14 protein-coding genes are annotated in these 13,953 nt (G+C 64.7%); 7 read left to right on the top strand and 7 right to left on the bottom strand.

The annotated features are described in order from the left end of the window. Nucleotides 1-13 precede the first annotated feature (13 nt). Both DM374_RS12425 and DM374_RS12420 read right to left on the bottom strand, forming a co-directional pair. Complete coding sequence (locus tag DM374_RS12425; RefSeq protein WP_110970075.1) at nucleotides 14-2,572, bottom strand: hypothetical protein; 2,559 nt, start codon at nucleotides 2,570-2,572, stop codon at nucleotides 14-16. Between the two features lie 74 nt (nucleotides 2,573-2,646). Further along, nucleotides 2,647-3,186 carry a helix-turn-helix domain-containing protein gene (locus tag DM374_RS12420; RefSeq protein WP_110970074.1) on the bottom strand — a complete coding sequence of 180 codons (540 nt, stop codon included), beginning with the start codon at nucleotides 3,184-3,186 and terminating at the stop codon, nucleotides 2,647-2,649. A gap of 163 nt (nucleotides 3,187-3,349) precedes the next feature. Between DM374_RS12420 and DM374_RS12415 the strand changes: the two genes are divergently transcribed. Beyond that, entirely contained in the window at nucleotides 3,350-4,132 is a 783-nt protein-coding gene (locus tag DM374_RS12415; protein WP_110970073.1) for an aldolase, read from the top strand. A 21-nt stretch (nucleotides 4,133-4,153) separates the two neighbouring features. After that, entirely contained in the window at nucleotides 4,154-5,038 is an 885-nt protein-coding gene (locus DM374_RS12410) for a dihydrodipicolinate synthase family protein (RefSeq protein WP_110970072.1), read from the top strand. 15 nt (nucleotides 5,039-5,053) lie between these two features. Here DM374_RS12410 and DM374_RS12405 read toward each other — a convergent pair whose 3' ends face one another. Further along, nucleotides 5,054-5,296 carry a DUF2790 domain-containing protein gene (locus tag DM374_RS12405; RefSeq protein WP_110970071.1) on the bottom strand — a complete coding sequence of 81 codons (243 nt, stop codon included), beginning with the start codon at nucleotides 5,294-5,296 and terminating at the stop codon, nucleotides 5,054-5,056. A gap of 148 nt (nucleotides 5,297-5,444) precedes the next feature. Between DM374_RS12405 and pdxR the strand changes: the two genes are divergently transcribed. Next, nucleotides 5,445-6,878, top strand: coding sequence for a MocR-like pyridoxine biosynthesis transcription factor PdxR (pdxR, locus tag DM374_RS12400; protein WP_110970070.1), 1,434 nt, complete (start codon nucleotides 5,445-5,447; stop codon nucleotides 6,876-6,878). On the opposite strand, the gene DM374_RS12395 is transcribed toward pdxR, so the two are convergent. Genes DM374_RS12395 through DM374_RS12385 form a run of 3 tightly spaced genes read right to left on the bottom strand, consistent with a single transcriptional unit; the run spans nucleotide 6,871 to nucleotide 9,211 of the window. Continuing rightward, complete coding sequence (locus tag DM374_RS12395; protein WP_110970069.1) at nucleotides 6,871-8,073, bottom strand: cyanate transporter; 1,203 nt, start codon at nucleotides 8,071-8,073, stop codon at nucleotides 6,871-6,873. The two genes, pdxR and DM374_RS12395, sit on opposite strands and share 8 nt — an antisense overlap. After that, complete coding sequence (locus tag DM374_RS12390; protein ID WP_110970068.1) at nucleotides 8,070-8,525, bottom strand: nucleoside deaminase; 456 nt, start codon at nucleotides 8,523-8,525, stop codon at nucleotides 8,070-8,072. Before DM374_RS12390 ends, DM374_RS12395 begins: the two co-directional genes overlap by 4 nt. A 20-nt stretch (nucleotides 8,526-8,545) precedes the next feature. After that, a complete protein-coding gene (locus DM374_RS12385) occupies nucleotides 8,546-9,211 on the bottom strand; it encodes an ankyrin repeat domain-containing protein (RefSeq protein ID WP_110970067.1) in 666 nt (221 codons plus the stop codon). A 91-nt stretch (nucleotides 9,212-9,302) separates the two neighbouring features. Here DM374_RS12385 and DM374_RS12380 point away from each other — a divergent pair, with 91 nt between their 5' ends. Together DM374_RS12380 and DM374_RS12375 are read left to right on the top strand one after the other, a co-directional pair. Beyond that, nucleotides 9,303-10,154, top strand: a complete 852-nt coding sequence (locus tag DM374_RS12380; RefSeq protein WP_110970066.1) for a LysR substrate-binding domain-containing protein — start codon at nucleotides 9,303-9,305, stop codon at nucleotides 10,152-10,154. A 124-nt stretch (nucleotides 10,155-10,278) separates the two neighbouring features. Next, nucleotides 10,279-10,716, top strand: coding sequence for a carboxymuconolactone decarboxylase family protein (locus tag DM374_RS12375; protein ID WP_110970065.1), 438 nt, complete (start codon nucleotides 10,279-10,281; stop codon nucleotides 10,714-10,716). On the opposite strand, the gene DM374_RS12370 is transcribed toward DM374_RS12375, so the two are convergent. Continuing rightward, nucleotides 10,713-11,723 (bottom strand): AraC family transcriptional regulator, encoded by a 1,011-nt coding sequence (locus DM374_RS12370; RefSeq protein ID WP_110970116.1) that lies wholly within the window; start codon nucleotides 11,721-11,723, stop codon nucleotides 10,713-10,715. The genes DM374_RS12375 and DM374_RS12370 overlap by 4 nt on opposite strands. A 176-nt stretch (nucleotides 11,724-11,899) precedes the next feature. Between DM374_RS12370 and DM374_RS12365 the strand changes: the two genes are divergently transcribed. Both DM374_RS12365 and DM374_RS12360 read left to right on the top strand, forming a co-directional pair. Next, nucleotides 11,900-13,084, top strand: coding sequence for an acetyl-CoA C-acyltransferase family protein (locus DM374_RS12365; RefSeq protein ID WP_110970064.1), 1,185 nt, complete (start codon nucleotides 11,900-11,902; stop codon nucleotides 13,082-13,084). A gap of 14 nt (nucleotides 13,085-13,098) precedes the next feature. Then, on the top strand, nucleotides 13,099-13,950 hold the full coding sequence (locus DM374_RS12360; RefSeq protein WP_110970063.1) for a 3-hydroxybutyryl-CoA dehydrogenase: 852 nt from the start codon (nucleotides 13,099-13,101) through the stop codon (nucleotides 13,948-13,950). Nucleotides 13,951-13,953 lie beyond the last annotated feature (3 nt).

The following is a 13,953-nucleotide window of genomic DNA, read 5'->3' as shown; positions in this document are numbered from 1 at the left end:
CACGCCAGAGAGCCTAACACCCGTCATCCGCCCTCTCCAGCGGCTTGCTGCAGGATAACCCGCAGTGGGCGACTTTCAGTTGCCGGGAAGGCTCGATATCGCAATTGACCAGCGGCAAGATCAGCGCCATGGCGCCCTGATAGAGCTCGCCGCTGCCGGTGTCCGGCTCTCGGCAGCGGTCAAACAGCGCCAGCAATGCCGGGCCAATGGCGTCAGCCCCTCCAGGCTCGTAGCGCGCCGCCACATAGATCGTTTCAAAGAACCCGTGATGACCGCTGCGCAGCAGGAAGGCGCTGATCGCCAACTGGAACCGCCAGTAGTCTTTCCGTGCGGGCTCGCCGCCGAACAGCCGTGGCACATCCCCGCACAGCGCCGCGCAGACGGGGCTGAGGCCCGCAACGAACGGGCTGTCCAATTGCGCCACGTAGAGGCTGACGGGACTGTCCGGCTCGGACGCGAACTGGTGGTAGCCGCGGTATTTGTCTTCGGCGATCAGCCAATCGTCATCTGTCAGACCGCGACGGCTATTGAGAATCAGGTAAGGATCAAGCGCTTCGCGCCTATCCCGGAAAGGACCCTCTCCCAGCGGCGAATGGCGGTTGACTGGCGAGGGCCACTGGCTAGCCTGGCAGGCCAGGCACAACAGCACCTGGCACACGGCCTGCCGACGAAGCCCTCGACCCGCCTCGCTGTCGAGCAAGGGTGCGGCACGCTCGCTCAACGCCGGGGCTTCATCGGACAAGGCCGCGCTGCCCAGCAATAGCAGACGCAGCAGTCTCAGCGCCCGCGCCCGGTAGCCCATGGGCTCCAGCAGCGCACCCAGCAACTGCCCGGCATGACCCACTGTCGCTTGCAGATAGGCATCATCCAACAGATTTGCCAGCCCGCGCTGAGCAAGGTGTTCGCCCAGGCCGAACAACAAGGACTCAAGCGGCCTCCAGTGCCAGACCTGGTGCGCGAATGCCTGTTCCCACCGCACCTTGCCCAGGTGATTGCCCTTGATATCCCGCAGACTGTCGCGCATCACCTCCGGTGCTGTCAGGATCCCGCCCGGGGTCAAGTGGTTGCGCTCGAGCAGGCGCAGCCACTGCGCACAAAACGCTGCGTGCTCAAGCGGATGGTGCAGCCACGGGCACGCCCCCCTGCCGTTCTCGCGCAACTGCTCGAGCCGGCGGAAGAACAGCTCGTTGTGCACCCAGACCCGACGCAGTTCCGATGCGCTGAGCTGATGGCTATTGCGCTCGGTCACGGCCGCGAATGGTGTCGCTGCCAGAAACAGACCATCCCGAGGCAACTCCAGCAGGTAGAGGCGCTCACCAAAGCCCAGTGCCTGCTCCCATTGACGAATGCTGACAAAATCGCCGTCACGGTCAGGGTCGTAGTGAGTACGGGCATAACTGTCCAGTGCGATGGTCTGGAAGCTGCTGATGTCGGCGTAGCGATCGAGCAGATCATTCAAGGCATGGGGCAATACGACGGTGCGCACCTGATGCGCCGTGCGCAGTTCGTTGAAGACCTGCATGGCGACCTGGTTGGGCACCTTGCGGTCGACATTGACCACACGAATGCGCGCCCCCTCATTCAACACCTGCACCAGAAAGCCCTTGCGCAAAGTGTGCTCGGAGACCATGTAGAGCCCCAGCAGGTCGACAACGAATCGGGTGCGAACCAGCACCGAGCGAATCGGCGCAAACGTGGGCGATTGCGCATGCGCCGGCTCGTGCTTCAGGCGGTACTGCTGCTGCCAGGACAAGGAGCGATCAAGCGTGCCGAAGGAAAAATTCATCACCCCATTGGTCTGTGCCACAAGATGCCCACGCTCAAGGTACAAGTCCTTGAAACGGCCGTCGTAGCTCGGGTCCACCAGCGCCACGTTCAGGCGGACATAGCCAGGGCGCTCCTCCATCAACAACAGTGACAGGTTGACCGGCAAATCATTCGAGGCAGCCGGGATGATCGTCAGTGCGGCAACGGCGGCCGGCAGCGCTCGCCCAGGCGTATCGAGCAGGGTGCGATAACGCTCGGCCAGGACCTTCCAGCCCTCGGCGCGGGCGAACAGCGTGGCACGCTGCGCATCCGCTTCAAGCCGTGCACCCAGCTTGCGCTGCGCCAGACGCTCCATACGCTGCAAACGCACCAGCAACGCCTGGCAGGGCGCCTCCAGACCGTTGCTGAAGGCCAATAGCTTCAACCCCTTGCGCCAGGCTTGCTCAAAGCCTTGCATGACCGTCTGCTGACGTGCGTAGAGCTGAATCTCACCGTCGAGCCGGCGGCGGTAGTCGTCCCGCGCGGGCGTGGATTCCTGTTGCTCAAGGTGCTCGCGACAACGGCGCAAAACGGCCAGATGTTCGTCGATGGCACGCGGATTGTCCTGCTCGGCGTAGTAGCACGCGGCGAGAACACTGAGGGTCGTGCGCTGGATATCAAGCAGGCGCCGATCAACTTCGGCCAGGTAATCGGCGCGCTCGCCGGAGTTCATGTGGAACCAGGAACTGCGCAGACCGGCAACGGCAAGGCGTTGATCAATAATGCTGTTGAGCAGGCGGAAGTAGTCGCGCGAAGGGTGCGCCATGGTGATCGTCCTTGATGGAGGGTGACGGCCGCGATGCTAGCGCGCCAACCCACCGCAAAAGGACGGGGAAACCTCTACCCTGCGTCGTGCACCACCACCAGCAATTGCGCCTGCACCTCACCCAGCGAACGCAGGCGATGCGGCGTCTGGGCGTTGAAGTACAGGGCGTCGCCGCGCTCCAGCACGACCCGTTCGGTCATGAAATCGACCTCGACCCGGCCTTCATGGACGAACAGAAATTCCTCGCCCAGGTGTTCCTTGAACGTGGAATCGCTGAAGTCAGGCGGCGGGCTTATCAGGAACGGCAGCAAGCTACGCTGGCCGATCTGGTTGGCCAACACCGCGTAGCCCGGCCCCTGGAGACTGCCCGAGAGTGACTGGCGCTCACCCTGGCGGACCAGGCTGTAGCGGGCCTGGTTGGGTGCATCTTCGGCGAACAGTTCCTCGACATTGACGTTCAGCGCCCGCGCGAGCTTCAGCGCTGCGGCAATGGAGGGCGTATTCAGGCCACGCTCGACCTTGGACAGATAACTCTTGGTCATGCCGGACTTTTCCGCCAGAACCTCGAGGGTCACGCCAAGTTTTTTTCTCAATAATTTCAATCGGATAGACATGTGCCGCGCTTGATTCCGGTTCGTTGGGCAACTTTTTTCTTGCCTATGACACTTTGTGTCATATAGCCTTTGCTGTGTCATTCGACTGACCGCCCCGCTCACTTTCCAGGCAACCGGGACGGGCAAGCCATGACGCTTCATCACACCACCCGAGGACACCCGAATGGCCAACACAATGGCACTGCCCAAGGACCAACTGGTCCAGCAGGCCCTTGCGCGGATGCAAGGCTCGCTTGCCGATAATACGTGGACTGTACGAGAAAAGCTGGCCCTGACCTGCCGTATTCTCTTTGACCGCGGTCACGATTCCGGCCTGGCCGGGCAGATCAGCGCTCGTGGCCCGCAGCCCGGCACGTTCTACACCCAGCAACTGGGCCTGGGTTTCGACGAGATCAGCGCCAGCAATCTGCTGCTGGTCAACGAAGACCTGGAAGTGCTCGAAGGCCAGGGCATGGCCAACCCGGCCAACCGCTTCCACAGTTGGCTGTACCGCGCCCGCCCGGACGTCAACTGCATCATTCACACGCACCCGACCCACGTCGCGGCGCTGTCGATGCTGGAAGTGCCGCTGCAGGTGTCGCACATGGACGTCTGCCCGCTGTATGACGACTGCGCCTTTCTCGAAAGCTGGCCGGGCGTGCCGGTGGGCAACGAAGAAGGTGAGATCATCGCTGCCGCGCTGGGCGACAAGCGCGCCATCCTGCTGACGCACCACGGCCAGTTGTCTACCGGAACCGATATCGAACAGGCCTGCGTCACCGCCAACCTGATCGAACGCGCAGCCAAGCTGCAACTGCTGGCGATGGCGGCAGGAACCATCAAGCCCATCGACCCGGCCCTCGGCCGCGAGGCCCATGACTGGATCGACCGGCCCAAGCGCCATGGCGCCGCGTTCAACTATTTCGCCCGGCAAAGCCTGCGCCAACACGCCGACTGCCTGAACTAAGCCCTTTCTGGAGTACGTTTCATGTCCACGACTTTTCACGGCATCATCGGCTACACCGTCACCCCGTTCAGCACCGACGGCGAACAGCCGAACCTCGCCGCCCTCGGCCAGTCCATCGACCGCCTGATCGACGGCGGCGTGCAGTCCATCGCCCCGTTGGGCAGTACGGGTGAAGGCGCCTACCTGAATGACCGCGAGTGGAGCCAGGTCGCTGAGTTCAGCCTGTCCCATATCGCCCGTCGGGTGCCGACCATCGTCAGCGTCTCCGACCTGACCACCACCAACGCCATCCGCCGCGCGCGCTTCGCCGAAGAACAAGGCGCCGACGCCGTGATGGTTCTACCGGCGGCGTACTGGAAGCTCAGCGAGGCGGAAATCCTCCGGCATTACCAGCGCATCGGCGACAGCATCGGCATCCCGATCATGCTCTACAACAACCCCGCCACCAGCGGCACTGACATGTCCGTGCCGTTGATCCTGCGTATCGTCGCGGCGGTGGAGAACGTGACCATGGTCAAGGAGAGCAGCGGCGACATCCAGCGCATGCACGCCCTGCACCAGCTCGGCGAAGGCCAGGTGCCGTTCTACAACGGCTGCAACCCGCTGGCCCTCGAAGCCTTCATTGCGGGCGCCAGCGGCTGGTGCACCGCCGCCGCCAACCTGATTCCAGCGCTGAACCAGCAGTTGTACCAGGCGGTAAAAGGCAACGACCTGGAACAGGCGCGGGCCTTGTTCTACAAGCAGTTGCCGTTGCTGGAGTTCATTCTCAAGGGTGGTTTGCCAGCGACGATCAAGGCTGGCTTGAAGCTGGACGGGCTGGATTGCGGCGCACCGCGCGCGCCGGTGTTCCCGCTGGATGACGCGGGGATTGGGCGGTTGGGTGCGCTGCTGGAGCAATTGCGCTAAGGGTCTGAGACTGACTCACCCCTGATCGGAGCACACCTCGGCCAGCTTCAAATACCGCAGGGTGTGCTCCTGCCCGGACGAGTCCAGATAGGTCATGGCCGCCTTGATCACCTGGCACTCCTCGGTGACCGGCTCGGTCATGCTCAACACCCTGGCGACATCAAGGCGCATGCCGTAGTGGTAGTCCGTGGCGACATCCTGTGCCTGGGCGGCAGCCGCGAACAACAGGCCAAAGGACAGCAACAAACGCAGTTTCATGGTGAATCTCCTGGTTGCATCAGCAACGCGATGAGAAACGGTGCAGCCCTTTGAGTGTGGGCGCAGACCACGAACCACGCCGTCCGAGGGGATCAACGGCAACAAATCGGTTAACCTGCGCTTCCTGCCCCCACACGCCACGCCCTCCATGGAACTGCATATCGTCCTGCATGGCCGCAAAGGCCTGGCCGACCAGCTTTATCAGCAACTGCGCGCCGGTATCGACAGCGGACGCCTGGCCGCCGGCACGCAACTGCCGCCCACCCGACTGCTGGCGGAGCAATTGGGCGTGTCACGCAAGACCGTGGCCGAAGCCTACTCGCGACTGACCTACGACAACCTGCTCAGCGGCCAGGTCGGCCGCGGCACCTTCATCACTCCGCAACTCACCAGCGCCACACCCACGCCAACCGCCACGCCGCTGGCCGGCGAAGCCAGTCTGGCCCGTTGGCGCGCACGCGGCATTCCCATGGGTCGCCCGGCGCTTGCGCAGCCGTCGCGCTACGACTTCATCGGCGGCGCTTCGAGCAAGGCCCACTTCCCGTTCGACGCCTGGCGCCAGTGCAGCCTGCATGCGCTGCGCCAGTGCCAGCGCACCGACACCCGCTACAGCAACGCGCAAGGTTTGCCCGAACTGCGTGAGGCCATCGCCCGGCACATCGCCTTCGCCCGTGGCGTGCATTGCAGTGGCGCCGATGTGCTGGTGTGCAACGGCGCGCAGCAGGCCCTGGACCTGATCGCCCGGGTGCTGATCGAGCCGGGCTGCACGGTGGCGATGGAAGACCCCGGCTACCCGCCTGCCCGCCACCTGTTCGAAGCTCTGGGTGCACGCATTCAGCATGTGCCGGTGGATGCCGAAGGCCTTTGTGTCGAACGCATCGAAGCCGGCACACGGCTGATCTACGTGACGCCCTCGCACCAGTTCCCGCTGGGCATGCCGATGAGCCTGCCACGCCGCCGTGCCCTGCTATCCCGGGCTGCCGAGCTGGGCGCGGTGATCATCGAAGACGATTACGACAGTGAATTCCGCTATGAAGGGCGGCCCACCGACGCCCTGCAGAGTCTCGATGAACACGGCCTGGTGGCCTACGTCGGCACCTTCTCCAAGACCGTGCTGCCGGAGCTGCGCCTGGGCTACGCCATCCTGCCGCCGGCGCTGCTGGAGCCGGTGCGCATCGCCAAGCAGTTGAGCGACTGGCACACCTCGACCCTGAGCCAGTGGGCCCTGGCCCGCTTTATCAGCGAAGGCCATCTGCTCAAGCACATTCGTCGCTGCCACGACCTTTATGCGGCGCGCCGCGAGCGCATCCTGCAGCGCCTGCAAGGCGACCTCAGCCCGTGGTTCGAGGCGGTGCCCACCACGGCGGGCTATCACCTGAGCGCGTTGGCCAAGGGCGAACTGGACGTGGATTTCCTTATCGCCCTGGCGCGCAAGGTGGAAGTCGGCCTGTATTCGTTGCGGCCCTTCTACACCCAGGCGGCACCGCGTCACGGCCTGCTGCTGGGTTTCGGCGCCATCGAACTGCTGGATATCGACCCGGCACTGGACCGGGTCCGCGACACCCTGCAAGGCATCAGTTGACCGTGCTGGCGGGGCTCATCGCAGCGGTGTAGCCATTCGGCGCGAAGCGTCCGGTGACCAGCAGCATCAGCACCACCGTGACGGTCAGCAGTGTCCACGACGCCTGAAAATCGCCACTAATATCCCGCAGCCAGCCCGTCAGGTACGGCACCAGCCCGGTGATGATAAAGCCGATGCCCTGAACGAAGGCTGCGAGCCCACCGGCCTGACGCGGGTCTTTGCGGTGTTCGAGGGTGAGCGTCAGACTCAGGCTGAAGCAGGCGCCCAGACCAAAACCGATCAGCCCGACCCACAAACCGGGCGACAACGCAGGGTCCAGCAACAGCCCGGCAAACCCGAGCAATTGCGCGAGCAGCGCCAGCCACAGGCCGGGACGACGGTCCGCCAGACGGCGCAACAGCAGGGGCAAACCGAGGGCGCCAAGCACCTGGAAGATCGTCATCAGACCGACCAGTTCGCCCCCGCCGCGAGCACTGCCGCCGACCTGCTGATAGTAGGCCGGCAGCCAGGCCACCATGCTGGTGTAACCGCCATTGATCAGGCCGAAATAGATCGCCAACAGCCACGCCCGACGGCTGCCGAAAAAGTGTCCGCCGCCATCCGCACCGCGCCCGGCGGCAGCTTCCAGCTTCGGCCCGATCAGCCCGAGCAGAAGCAGCGCCAGCAACACCGGCAGCACCCAGACCCCAAGTCCGGCCTGCCAATGACCGAAGTGCTCGGCGACCCGTGGCCCGAGCACCGCGGCCAGCCCGCCACCGCTCATCAGCGCCGCCGAATACACGCCCATCGCCAGCGCCAGCCGCTGCGAGAACCAGCGATTGACCAGCCCCGGCATCAGCGCCTGGACGAAGGCCACACCAAGCCCGGCCAGCACGGCGCTGGCGATCAGCGCCGTGCCGTTGCCCAACAACAACCGCCAGACACAGGCCACACCAATCGCCGCAAGCCCCAGCAGCAAACCACCCTGCTCGCTCAACCAGCGCCTCAACCATGGCTGCAACAACGGCACCAGGCCCATGCACAACACCGGCAGCGCAGTCAGCAACGCCGCCTGTTGGTAGCCAATGCCGGTGCCGGTGCGGATGTCTTCCAGCAGCGGCCCGATGCTGGTGAGGATCGGTCGCAGGTTGAGCGTCACCGCGACCACCAGCAGCAACAGCGTGGCGCTACGCCAGCGCGACGAAATCTCGGTCATGCCGGGCGGACCTGCTGCCAGAGGCCGTACAGCCCCTCCTCACCCGCCGGTTTCAACGGACGCAACGGCAGCGACTGCTGTAGCGGCGGGCGGGTCATCTGCAAGTAGACCTCGGCAGTGGACAGGCCATAGGGCTCGCCCTCTTCGTTGCTGTAGGCGAACCACGCCCGCTCGATCCCGCACAAATGCATGGCGGCCAGGCACATCGGGCACGGATGGCCCGTGGCGTAGATTTCGCAACCGTCCAGACGCGGTCCCAACTGTCGGCTGGCGAAGCGGATCGCCTGCATTTCGGCGTGAGCGGTGGGGTCCTGGGTGCAATGGATTTCATTGACCGCGCGGGCAATCACCTGCCCGTCGCGCACCAGCATTGCGGCGAACGGACGGCCGCCGGCCTGGATATTTTCCCGGGCCAGGCCCAGGGCTTCACGCATGAAGGCTTCGTTACTCATTGGCGATTCTCTGGGTGATTTCAGTGGGCGCCTGCGGCCAGCAACCGCTCGACAATGGCCTGCTGGCCGCGCTCGCGGGCGTGTTGCAGCGGCGTGACGCCGTTGCGGTCGGCCAGATCCACCTTGGCACCGGCGTCGATCAGCAGCGTGACGATGGCCTGGTGATCCGGTCCGCCGTCGCTGAGCAGGATGGCTTCCAGCAGGCCGGTCCAGCCGAGGTTGTTGATGTGGTCGGGATCGACGCCGGCCTTAAGCAAGCGCGCCACCACTGCCACATGCCCGCGCTCGCAGGCGGGAATCAGTGCCGTGCCGCCGTAGCGGTTGGTGCTCTTCAGGTCTGCGCCGTGGGCCAGGGTCAATTCGAGAATTTCCAGACGACCCTCGGCCCCGGCCAGCAGGTAGGGGCTGTCGTGGATCGCGTTTTTGGCGTTGACGTCGGCACCGGCCTCGATCAGTTGCCGAGCGGCATCGATATCGTTGCGCGCGGTAGCGAGCAGCAGCGCAGTATTGCCGCGGGCATCACGCTGATCCACCGCGACGCCGGCGTGCAGCAGCGTCTGCAATTGCTCACGGTCACCGCTGCCAATCGCCTGCAGCAGATCAGCGCACGCGGCGGTGCTGGCAGCCAGCCCGAGGCCGGCGAGCACGCCACGCCAGGGCTGTTTGCGGGTTCGGTTCGGGCGCATGGCATTCCCTCTGTCGAATGAGCCGCGATTATCCCGAGCGGGCGGTGTAGCATGAAATTAATTGATTTCATGCATACCAGTGGATTTGTGAATGCTTGACCCCCTCCTGCTCCGCGCCTTCGTCACCGTGGTCGAAACCGGCAACTTCACCCGCGCCGGTGACCGCCTGCACCTGACCCAATCCACCGTCAGCCAACAGATCATCCGCCTCGAACAGAGCCTCGGCAGTCGATTGCTCGACCGCAGCCAGCGGCAGGTCTGGCCCACCGAGGCGGGTGAACGACTGCTGGGCTATGCCCGGCGCATCCTGCGCCTGGAAGAAGAAGCGCGCCTGGCGCTCAACCCCACCCAGACCCAAACCGCCCTGCGCCTGGGCGCGCCGGAAGACCTCGCCGGCGAACTGCTGACCGAAGCCCTGCGCGGCTTCATCGGTGAACGCCCGCACTTGCGCCTCGAAGTCGAAAGCGGCCTGAGCAACCCGCTGCTGCACCTCTACCGCAACGGCGAACTGGACCTGCTGCTGGTCAAGCAATGGGGCGCCGACCGCGACTGCCATGCGCGCTGGCCGGAACCGCTGTCCTGGGTGTGCAGCGCCCGCGGCATGGTCGCGCACGACCCGCTGCCGCTGGTGGTGTTTCCGGTGGGCGCGCTGTATCGGCAAGAAATGATCCACGCCCTGGAAAGCACCCGCCGGCCATGGCGCATCAGCTACTCCAGCACCAGCCTGGCCAGCCTCGGCGCGGCGGTGAGCGCGGGCTTGGGGGTGAGCCTGATTCCCAGCCGCTGTGTGCTGCCGGGGCACCGGGAACTGAACGAAGACGAAGGTTTTCCGCCGGTGACCGGGCTGGAACTGGCGCTGTACGCCAGGGCCGGACTGGATGGCGATGGCGTGGCATTGCGGGATTTGCTGAAGAGCCTTGGTGAGGCGCGAGGTCAAGGCTGAGGCGTGCTGCGGCGACCCGATTGGCCTCCCGACAATTCGAGAAATTGGCTATCTGAAACCGGCCGCTCGCCCATTAAGGTGTTCTCCATCCCGCCTGTCGCGGAACCACAACGGAGCTTTCACCATGACCACCCGCATCGAATGGGCCAAACACGCACCCGAAGCCTACAAAGCCATGATCGGCCTGGAACAGGCCCTGGCCAAATCCGGGCTGGAGAACTCGCTGCTGGAACTGATCCGCCTGCGCGCCTCGCAGATCAATGGCTGCGCCTACTGCGTGAACATGCACGCCAATGACGCGCGCAAGGCCGGCGAAACCGAAGCACGCTTGCAGACCCTCAGCGTCTGGGCCGATACCACGTACTTCACGCCACGCGAGCAAGCTGCGCTGGCGTGGGTCGAAAGCCTGACCCGGCTGCCGGAAAAGCACGCGCCACAGCATCAGTACCAGGCATTGCTGGAGCACTTCAGTGAGAGCGAAGTGGTCAACCTGACCCTGGCGATCGCCACCATCAATGCCTGGAACCGCTTCGGTGTCGGCTTTGCGATGGTTCCGGCCTAAACCGGCCGAAGCCGCTGGCGATAGCTGCCTGGGCTCTCTCCCGTCCACTTCTTGAACGCCCGGTGAAAGGCGCTGGGCTCCTGAAAGCCGGTCTGCTCGGCGATCTCGGCGACGCTGAGATCGCTGTCACGCAGGCATTCGAAGGCCATGGCCTGACGCACTTCGTCCTTGATCTGCTGGAACGAGCAGCCTTCACGCTCCAGTTGCCGGCGGAAGCTGCTCGGGCTGAGCCCGACCTGGCCGGCCAGCCCCAGCAACGTCGGCCATTCCCCATACTGGCGCAGGCGAAGGTAGCGGTAGACCCGCGCCGCCAGGCCGTTCTGGTTGCGGTAGCGCACCACCAGCCCCTGCGGCGCACTGCGCAGAAAAGTCTTCAACGCGCCAAGGTCCTGCACCACCGGCAACTTCAGGTAATCGGCGGAGAACTCCACTTCGGTGCGGCCGGTGCCGATCTGCAGGTTCGGCCCCCACAGCAGCGCATCGTCCTCCAGCGCCACCCGCGTATCACTCAGTTCAGTGCGATCGATTGCAATACGCCGCCCGCCCAGCCAGCACAGCAGACTGATCACCAGCACCAGCAAGGTTTCCTCGGCATAGACGCGCCGCTGCGGGTCGTCGATGCGTGAGTGCAGGCTGATCACCGCGCGTTGTCCGCGCAGGGTCAGGGTGCCGCGCATGTCCCGCAGGAACAGGCCGAAGTTGCCCAGGCATTGGCGCAGCGCTTTCTCCAGGTTCGGCTCCTGGATCAGCCCGCGACAGATCAGGGCGAAGCTGCCCAGCGGCATGCCGTGGCTGTCGAGGCTGAAAAACTCGTCGTCCAGCGCTTCGATAAGGATCAACCACAGCCGGGCGAAGGCCGAGGCCGGCACGCGGGCATTGAGTTCGTGGATCAGCACCGGGTCGATGCCGGCCTGGTGCAACAGCGCCGCGGCCCGCGCGGGCTGGTCGCGCAGGCTGTAAAGCATGATGTGAACGAAGTACATCGCGACCGAATCGTTTTCCCGCATGACAGCTTCCGCATTGACCTCGACGGCATGGCAAAAAGTAACAGCCTGGCTGGGCAGTTCAGGCATAGGCCCGAACGCCCTCAGTGCCTAGACTCGACACACCCCGGGCGTGGCCGGGCGCCATTCTCTCAGAGCCACGTGGCTCCACGCCACGTCTTCGCCCATTGGAGTCGATCATGAACAACAACGATATCTATGTAGTCAGCGCCGTGCGCTCGGCCATTGGCACCTTTGGCGGTTCGCTCAAGGACCTGCCACTGGCAGACCTGGCCACCCAGGTCACCCGCGCCGCCATCGAACGCTCCGGCGTCGCCCCCGAGCAGATCGGCCACGTCGTGATGGGCAACGTGATCCCTACCGAAGCCCGCGATGCCTACCTGGGCCGGGTCGCCGCGATGAACGCCGGCATCCCCAAGGAAACCCCTGCTTTCAACGTCAATCGCCTGTGCGGGTCCGGCCTGCAGGCCATCGTTTCGGCGGCTCAGACCCTGCTGCTGGGCGAAGCCGAAGCCGTGATCGCCGCCGGTGCCGAATCCATGAGCCGCGGCCCGTACCTGCTGACCCAGGCCCGCTGGGGCGCACGCATGGGCGACATGAAGAGCATCGACTACATGCTCGGCATCCTGCACGACCCGTTAGAAGGCTTCCACATGGGCATCACCGCCGAAAACGTGGCGGAAAAGAACGGCATCACCCGCGCCATGCAGGATGAAGTCGCGATCACCAGCCAGCAGCGCGCCGCCCGCGCCATTGCCGAAGGCCGCTTCGACAGCCAGATCGTGCCGATCGAGATCCCCAGCCGCAAAGGCCCGGTGCAGTTCAAGGTGGACGAGCACGTGCGCGGCGACGTCAGCAGCGAACAACTGGCCGGCATGAAAACCGCGTTCAAGAAAGACGGCACCGTCACCGCCGGCAACGCCAGCGGCCTGAACGATGGCGCCGGTGCGCTGGTGCTGGCCACCGGTGAGATGGTCAAGCGCCAGGGCCTGAAGCCGCTGGCCCGCCTGGTGGCTTACGCTCACGCGGGTGTCGAGCCGGAACTGATGGGCCTGGGCCCGGTACCGGCGACCCGCAAAGTGCTGGAAAAAGCCGGCCTGAAGGTGTCCGACCTGGACGTCATCGAATCCAACGAAGCCTTTGCAGCCCAGGCCTGCGCCGTGGCCAAGCAACTGGGCTTCGACCCGGAGAAGGTCAACCCCAACGGTTCCGGCATCTCTCTCGGCCACCCGGTGGGCGCTACCGGCGTGATCATCGCCACCAAGGCGATCCATGAATTGCAACGGATCAAAGGCCGCTACGCGCTGGCAACCATGTGCATCGGCGGCGGCCAAGGCATCGCCGTGCTGTTCGAACGGGCTTGAAGGAAACCATGAAGATGACGCTTGAAAACATCGCCGTGATCGGCGCCGGGACCATGGGCAACGGCATCGCGCAGGTCTGCGCCGTGGCCGGTTACCAGGTCACCCTGATCGATGTCTCCGACGCCGCGCTGGAGCGCGGCGTGGCGACCCTGCGCAAGAACCTCGATCGCCAGGTCAGCAAACAGACCCTGGAAGCGGCTCAGGCCGAAGCTGCGGTCACCCGCATCCGTACCAGCACCGACTACGCCGCGCTCAGCGATGCGCAGTTGGTGATCGAGGCCGCAACCGAAAACCTCGAACTGAAGAAACGCATCCTCCAGCAAGTCGCGGCCAACGTTGGCGAACAGTGCGTGATCGCCACCAATACCTCGTCGCTGTCGGTGACTCAACTGGGCGCTGCCATCAGCGCACCGGAGCGGTTTATCGGTGTGCACTTCTTCAACCCGGTGCCGATGATGGCGCTGGTCGAAGTGATCCGTGGCCTGCAGACCAGCGACACAACCTACGCCACGGCCATGGAACTGACCGGCAAGGTCGGCAAGACCGCGATCACTGCCGGCAACCGTCCGGGCTTTGTGGTCAACCGCATCCTGGTACCGATGATCAACGAAGCGATCTTCGTCCTGCAGGAAGGCCTGGCCAGCGCCGTCGACATCGACACCGGCATGCGCCTGGGCTGCAACCAGCCGATCGGCCCGCTGGCCCTGGCCGACCTGATCGGCCTGGACACCCTGCTGGCAATCATGGAGGCCTTCCACGAGGGCTTCAATGACAGCAAATACCGCCCCGCCCCGCTGCTCAAGGAGATGGTCGCGGCCGGCTACCTGGGTCGCAAGAGCGGTCGCGGTTTCCACACGTACGAGTAAACC

The sequence above is a fragment of the Pseudomonas huaxiensis genome, assembly GCF_003231275.1.
GTDB classification, from domain to species: Bacteria; Pseudomonadota; Gammaproteobacteria; order Pseudomonadales; family Pseudomonadaceae; genus Aquipseudomonas; species Aquipseudomonas huaxiensis.
Note: the sequence above shows the minus strand (reverse complement) of the source record. Positions and strands in the feature narration are given on the sequence as shown.

What these genes read in the sequence shown, in the direction of transcription:
- DM374_RS12360 (WP_110970063.1), top strand. Translation starts at nt 13,099, where the DNA reads ATGACGCTTGAAAACATCGCCGTGATCGGCGCCGGGACCATGGGCAAC.
- DM374_RS12415 (WP_110970073.1), top strand. Translation starts at nt 3,350, where the DNA reads ATGGCCAACACAATGGCACTGCCCAAGGACCAACTGGTCCAGCAGGCC.
- DM374_RS12375 (WP_110970065.1), top strand. Translation starts at nt 10,279, where the DNA reads ATGACCACCCGCATCGAATGGGCCAAACACGCACCCGAAGCCTACAAA.
- DM374_RS12410 (WP_110970072.1), top strand. Translation starts at nt 4,154, where the DNA reads ATGTCCACGACTTTTCACGGCATCATCGGCTACACCGTCACCCCGTTC.
- DM374_RS12365 (WP_110970064.1), top strand. Translation starts at nt 11,900, where the DNA reads ATGAACAACAACGATATCTATGTAGTCAGCGCCGTGCGCTCGGCCATT.
- DM374_RS12395 (WP_110970069.1), bottom strand. Translation starts at nt 8,073, where the DNA reads ATGACCGAGATTTCGTCGCGCTGGCGTAGCGCCACGCTGTTGCTGCTG.
- DM374_RS12380 (WP_110970066.1), top strand. Translation starts at nt 9,303, where the DNA reads ATGCTTGACCCCCTCCTGCTCCGCGCCTTCGTCACCGTGGTCGAAACC.
- pdxR (WP_110970070.1), top strand. Translation starts at nt 5,445, where the DNA reads ATGGAACTGCATATCGTCCTGCATGGCCGCAAAGGCCTGGCCGACCAG.
- DM374_RS12420 (WP_110970074.1), bottom strand. Translation starts at nt 3,186, where the DNA reads ATGTCTATCCGATTGAAATTATTGAGAAAAAAACTTGGCGTGACCCTC.
- DM374_RS12370 (WP_110970116.1), bottom strand. Translation starts at nt 11,723, where the DNA reads ATGCGGGAAAACGATTCGGTCGCGATGTACTTCGTTCACATCATGCTT.
- DM374_RS12390 (WP_110970068.1), bottom strand. Translation starts at nt 8,525, where the DNA reads ATGAGTAACGAAGCCTTCATGCGTGAAGCCCTGGGCCTGGCCCGGGAA.
- DM374_RS12385 (WP_110970067.1), bottom strand. Translation starts at nt 9,211, where the DNA reads ATGCGCCCGAACCGAACCCGCAAACAGCCCTGGCGTGGCGTGCTCGCC.
- DM374_RS12405 (WP_110970071.1), bottom strand. Translation starts at nt 5,296, where the DNA reads ATGAAACTGCGTTTGTTGCTGTCCTTTGGCCTGTTGTTCGCGGCTGCC.
- DM374_RS12425 (WP_110970075.1), bottom strand. Translation starts at nt 2,572, where the DNA reads ATGGCGCACCCTTCGCGCGACTACTTCCGCCTGCTCAACAGCATTATT.